The following is a 6,601-nucleotide window of genomic DNA, read 5'->3' as shown; positions in this document are numbered from 1 at the left end:
ACCGATTGTCCGGTTTCCCATACCGTGCCGGGCAAGCCTTCTCCAAATCCCATTTCCCTGGTCTCCCTAGAGTGTTCGTAAAAGGTTTCCCCGGCCCCATCCTTCCCGTACATGGCCGCGAAGCGAAGGCTGTTTTTGTGGCTGCTCGGCAGCCAGACCTCGCAAAAAGTGAAATCCCCATGGTGGGTGACCAGCCTGCACACCTGTTCAAGGGAACTGCCCAGGTCTTCATTATCCTTGAAGGTGGTGCTGATCTTGGAGAGAAAATCCTTATGGACCCTTTTATTCACAGTCGCCGTGACGTCCCGTTCAATGGCAATCCAATGGGTGTACCAACCTGCTTCATCTGCTACGGGCACCACGGAAAAATTGACCCAGAAGGGAGTACCTCCTTTTTTATAGTTAATAGTGGTTATTTCACAAGGCTCCCAATTGCGTAGTGCCTTTCCGAGCTTTGCAAGTTCTTCTTTATTGGATTCTGGACCTTGCAGGATCCTTGGCGATTTACCAATGACCTCCTCAGGTGCGTATCCGGTCATACGGGTGAATGATTGGTTAACATAAAGGATTCTTGGCCCAGGTTCATCAATAGGTTCAGCCTCGGTGATCATAACGGCGTCAGTTGTATGCGTAATGACACTTTCCAGCAGTTTGAGCCGTTGTTCCTCCTCTATTTGGGCTGTAATATCCTGAACGGTTCCTTCAAAGGAGATAGGATCGCCATTGGCGTTCCTATTCAATCTCCCCTGTTCCCGAACCCATTTGACACAATCATCGGGTAAGAGAATACGATGGACAAAATCCATTTCTGAATGCCCTGACAGTGCGTTTTTTTGTTCCAGCTCAAATAGTTTTCTGTCTTCGGGGTGTATAGAATTGTAAAAACCGTCAAAAGTTACTTGAAACCTGTTTTTATCCCTTCCCCAGATTTCATATACTTTATCCGTCCAACTCAGGGTATTGGTCCGAATATCGAATTCCCAATATCCCAGTTTGGCAATATTTGAGGATACTTCCAACCTTCTTTCAGCTTGCTGCCATGCCGAGTGTTGTTTTTCCTTTTTGGTTATGTCCACACCTACTGCCATGACACAGCTCTTATTTTTAAAATCGACTTTTTGACTATGCACTTCCACCCGGAATTCTTCACCATTTTTTTTCTTATGGGTAAAGGTCGCTAAAGGGATGTTGCCATTTTTATGGTCGATGTTTTCATGAAAAGCTTCTATATCCAAGGTTTCTCCTTGAGACACAAGATCTTTCAAGGAAAGTGATAGGAATTCATTTCTGCCGTATCCGTAAAGATCTATAGCTGCCTGATTGACATCCAAAATCTCTAAATTCTCCAACTCATAGACCCAGTTGGGCAAAGGGTTATGGTAAAAAAGATTGTTATAGTCGTTCATTTTGTTTTGGTGGGTATTTGGGTCAATGTACTTTGGATGCAGGTGGTCCAATGATTATATGGTTCAACTGGACCCGGCCCTGGAAGTAGGTTTTAGGTTTTTCTAGAATCCTCTAGCGGCAATCAATGTTATTTACAGGCAGACCATGATCAAGGAAAACTTATATCCGGTCTAACTGAAAGGCGAAAAATAATAAACATCAATATTTCCCAAGGGAGCACATAAGCTCCCAAGCTATCAATATCCGGCTTTATATCCCAATGCAAAAAAATGAAGATCACTAAAAGACATCAGGACAAGGCATTGGAAAGGTCTTAACATATAGAAAGGAAAAAATATATTTGATGGTTGTTTGTTTCGCATTATTAATCGGGTCAGAGCATTGTTTTTGTTAGTACTTAAAGATAACATAGGATTATTCTTCGATGCAACCAATTGTTGTGAAACCCACTTCCCTATATGTAATATTTATCTCACATGTTGTGAAACTTCAAAAGAATCATCAATGGCGAAAACTTAAGTCAAATATTAAGTATTGACCCGTAGTACCATAAGGTTGGGGCAACTTTTGTATTGTTCGAACCACCTAAAAAAGACAAAGTAATCGATGTTAAGGTCCTTAGTGGAATATGTTTCTCCCACAGCAGCGGATTTGTTGGGTACAGACCCGAGAAAACCACCGTGGAGCTGTTGTTGGACATGGCCTTGCCAGAGGTTATTCCCACCATTGCCCAAAGGGAAATAACCAAGCTTTGGGCCAAGGCACCAAATGATACGGAAATTGTGGAGGAATTGAAAATAGCCTTTCCACTGTCCGTACATAAAAGGAACATGCTCAAAAAGACCCAGTGCATCAATGGTGTGGAATTGGTAACCCTATGCCCAATGAATGGCGGGGCTTGGATGCTATGCACATACATATTGGAAGGGGTATATCACAAATATGGTTTGTTATTGTTCATTATGGCTTGTATAATAGATCAATGGATAAAAGCCGGGGTGGGGATGAAAGGTCCCATCGGATTTCAAAATCCTTGGAAAAATTTGCAGGCTTCAGTCCCAAACGCTGTAGTTGCAAGGCATTACCTTCAATCCTATATTTCCCTGGTTTTAATCCCAGGAAATGGAAATAACCCTCATGTTCCGATACCAAGGTGGTGATCATTTTATTGGTATCTCTTGGATATACATGTAATTTAATGCCTTCCATTCCAACTTTTTGATCTTCGGAGCGAATAAAAATGCGTCCGGTCAGCTCCAACATTTTAAGTCTTCTATTCTTATAGAAACAGACAATGAATGCGTCTTTGAAACCTTTTTCCTGAAGTTCCAACTTCAATGCCCTGGCATCTTCCAAAAGCTTAAATTCCCCTACCGTATATTTATACATGCCCAGATGGGTATAGCTCTGTACATTTGCGAGTCCACTAAAAAGATCATGGTTTACCGAGACACTCTCGTTTACCGCCAGGATTTGTACCTTAAAAACCAAATCGTCCATACGCCCGTTTTTGGTGGTTTCCGTTTTTTTGGTCCTAGGTGAAGGTGGGCCCAGCACCCAATTTTTTTCAATCAAGGAACCTTTTGCCCCACTTGGTATTGAAAAGGAAAATTCTTCATTCATTACGGTAAAGGTTTCCAGTTGTGAGATATCCAGCATAGCCTTATAATTTCCAGGGGGCAGTCCCTTGACCATAAATGTGCCATCTGCATCGGTAAGATACTCGACGACTTTCTGTTCAAGTTCATTGTAGATTGAAATGGATGTTCCTGCCATTCCGTTAAATTGATCGCCTTCCCGGTACCTTACCTGACCATAGACTTGTAATGGGCTTAAAATCCCAGTTGTATCAAAAGGGACGACCGTTGCGTTGCCAAAACCATTCTTGGCCAAGGTCTCTTTGAGGTCAATGGCATTTTTTAGACCAAGGCTTTTCTTCAAAAAATATTTGTAATGGTGGCCGTCATAGTATTCAAAAAGATCGGGAAGTAGATCAAACTGCCCTGCATTGACTTGTAGGGGTTCCTTGGATTTTTTTAGTTGGACTTTAAATGCCAAAGGATTTAGGGAGTCTTTGTCAGCTCCATGGGATGAAAGCATGATTTGACCGTGCAATTTCAACAACATCCCGAATTCATCGGGCGACAAGGGACGTCCGTTATATAGAGGCACCACTGTAGGTTTACGAATACCATTTTCCCGAGCCATCCTAGCCAATTTTGACGCTTCATCAAAACGGTTGACGCCTCCAAAAAGGTAGCCATATCCCCCCTTGCGCTCGTAAGGTATCATATCTGGATACTCCTGTAGGATTGGATGTGAGGAAGGCAATTCATTACTTGTTGTAAAAAGGTGAATACCATAGGTAAGCCCTGGCAGATCGATGGCAGTTCCCATTGTCCGGAACAAGCGCTCATAGACTTCGTCCACTTGCAAGGAATCCAAAGGTTGATCTGTTTGTTGGACAAGCGCTAGATCATCGGTATTAAAATAGGTCCCATTCCGCATTGTCTTGCCTTTATCCGCGGTGAAGCTGACAGATACGTTTTCGGCTTGGGCCTGCTTGTTGTCCGGATGTGGTTTTTGGTTTTCCAATGACACGACAGCTATATTTTTAGCTGAGTTTCCGTTGATTTTCTTAAGGTGTACGTGGAGATCGTCGACATAGTCGCCATTAGTGCCATTATCGATTGTGAAACGGGGTGTATGCTCCGACCGAAGCCCGATTTCTGCCAATTGTATCGAATCAAATTGAATGAGGTATTCACCATTGGGCAAACCATAATGGCCAAAGTAACCATCGTTTTCGGAAACCAGTTCTGCAACTTTTTTCCCAGAACTGGTTTTCAATTCCATTTTAAGCCCGCCAATGGCCTGACCATCATTTTGTACAATCCCCAATACTTCGCCGACCACCTTTATCGGAATCTTTATTCCTTTGACTTGGTTGGGGCTCAATATGAGGCTCATTGATTCATGGTCTAAGGTCCAGGCAATATTCTGAAGTGCATCCAGATCAAAGGAAAAATATTGATCTACATAAGGTTCCATGCCCATGAAGGTTATGGAGCCAGATTCCAAGTACTTCTTTTTCCCCCCATTTGCACTATACACCTCAAGACCCTTAATTGTGGTTTCTCCCTTATCTTTTATTCCATTGCCATTGCCATCGAGGAACGGTTCAAATAGCACACTTGCACGCCCTAGGGAACCCATATCGTCAAAAAACAGCTCGTTCTCCCCGGCAGTGTGGTTTAAGGAACCTCTCAAATGTTGGGAAAAGGCCCTTTGGTTGTTTCCCATGCTACCGCTAAGGCCCAAGCGGGAAAATCCCAAACCAACGTTGATTCCAAAATTCAAATAGAAACGATCATACTTAAAGTTTTGCTCAATGGAAGCCCGTAGTTGGGTATCCTTAAAAATGGATTTGGAAATTTCCGCCTTTAGGGAGTTGAAGTCATGGTCCTTAAAACTGTATTCCAGTTGGGAGGTTATAAACAGCTTGCCAAAAACCGCCTTGGACAATCTAAATTGGCTGACGTAATCCAGAGGTGCCCATTCACTGAAAAATAACCTTGTATTTAAATTGGCGTTGAACCCCAAAAAACCGGCGTTCAACAACCAATCCATATTCTCGAAGGTGTTGTGCTTAAAGATGGTCTGGTGTAAGGCCAATCTGGATGTGATGTTGACATTCTGGGGTCCAATCCGATTGGTCAGTACTGCAGACCGTTTTTCTTTGTAGGTATATAGAACGGTATTTTGATCAGCTTCGTATTTGGTATACGAGAGGTCCAACCGGTGGTTTTTTGGATGTTGGTACAGAAGATTGGACCGATATCCCACATTATGCAGGTAAGTTCCGGATAGCAATGTCTGGGGCCCAAGGCGCATATCTCCGGTAATAAAGGGAAGTACACTGTTCCTTTGAAGCGTTGACAGATACTCCAAGCCTCCGCCCACGGTTATTTTTTGTGAAATACCATAATTAAACCCTGACTGAAAGAAAAAAGCACCGGTTTCCTCCACCATTCCCGCACTTAGGTCATATTCGACATTTCCCTTTGGTTGAAACCCCAATGGTACAGACAGCTGTTTGGACAAGTGCTCCTCCTCTCCGAAAGGTCCAAAACAACGAATATCCATGGTAGTTATTCCATAACCCAAGGGTATTTCAAATTGGTAAAACCCCGTATCATCCGCTTTGGTAAAATCCACCAGTACATTATTGATATATAATTCGACCATCCAGTTCGCCTTGGTAAAGTCACTTATCGTATACCTCCCGAATTCCTGTTTTTGATAGGTAGGTCTATTTGTAATGTGCACACCGACGATAGGGCTAAAAATTGAAGCCTTGGGCCGGATATTTATTTTTCCCAGAACCAACTGCCGGATATTTTTGCTTTGGTTGTTGATCAACTGCCATCTATAAAATTGGTTTTGCGAATTGAACGGTTCATTGCTTACAAGGTTCAGCTTGGCGCTGAAATCACCCCCCATAAACCCACCTCCCAATCCAAGACCGACCCGATTGTAGTTCGACCCATCCGATCTTTGGCTTGTAAATATGTCCCATGTTGCGGTGCCGATCTCAAGTTCCGAATTGTACCGAATAAGTGTGGTGTCTGCAACAGGGTGCCCAGGATACTTGTTCAAATTGTTTCGTAATTTATCCCTGAACAATTTTTTGACATACGGCAGTGGCGCCTCTGCTTGCAATAAAACGGATAGGTTCCTATAATTGAAAGTGCTTTTCAGTCCAAAAACCTTGTAGAGGATTTCCTGGCCTAGGAATATAGCTGAGCGCTGTTTTTTAATATCGGTTTCCGAGAGTCCAAAAATGTTGCCTTGGTACGCTATAGTACGGTTCAAGACATCAATGCGATAGGTATCGTCCATTCCCCTTATATATCCCACAAGAGCATTTTGTTGGGAATCATCATTTACTTTGATTCTTAAAAACCCGAACAGCTCTGTGACGGACAAGAACAGCTTGTCCCCACAGATCAGTGCGGTCAACTCTGTCTTACCAATATGCTCCACTTTCATGGAAAGTGGGAACTCATCACAAGTTGGTTCAGATTCGGCCATGGCTATCCCTGACAATGCACAGAATAAAATAGTACAGAGTGTTTTTTTATGGAAAAGCCATTTGAGATCCAATACCATAAGGGAGGGTTTATGGCTTAAT

The 6,601-nt window shown here is 43.0% G+C and carries 3 protein-coding genes; all 3 read right to left on the bottom strand.

Annotated elements, in window-relative coordinates; all coding sequences use genetic code 11:
* The coding region (locus VM932_RS12315) for a PAS domain S-box protein (protein WP_326279089.1) at positions 1-1,406 on the bottom strand (1,406 nt) is incomplete at its 3' end.
* A 521-nt stretch (positions 1,407-1,927) separates the two neighbouring features.
* Entirely contained in the window at positions 1,928-2,326 is a 399-nt protein-coding gene (locus tag VM932_RS12310; protein WP_326279088.1) for a hypothetical protein, read from the bottom strand.
* 41 nt (positions 2,327-2,367) lie between these two features.
* A complete protein-coding gene (locus VM932_RS12305) occupies positions 2,368-6,579 on the bottom strand; it encodes a hypothetical protein (RefSeq protein ID WP_326279087.1) in 4,212 nt (1,403 codons plus the stop codon).
* Between the last annotated feature and the right edge of the window lie 22 nt (positions 6,580-6,601).

This window comes from Flagellimonas halotolerans, from assembly GCF_035818535.1.
GTDB classification, from domain to species: Bacteria; Bacteroidota; Bacteroidia; order Flavobacteriales; family Flavobacteriaceae; genus Flagellimonas; species Flagellimonas halotolerans.
Note: the sequence above shows the minus strand (reverse complement) of the source record. Positions and strands in the feature narration are given on the sequence as shown.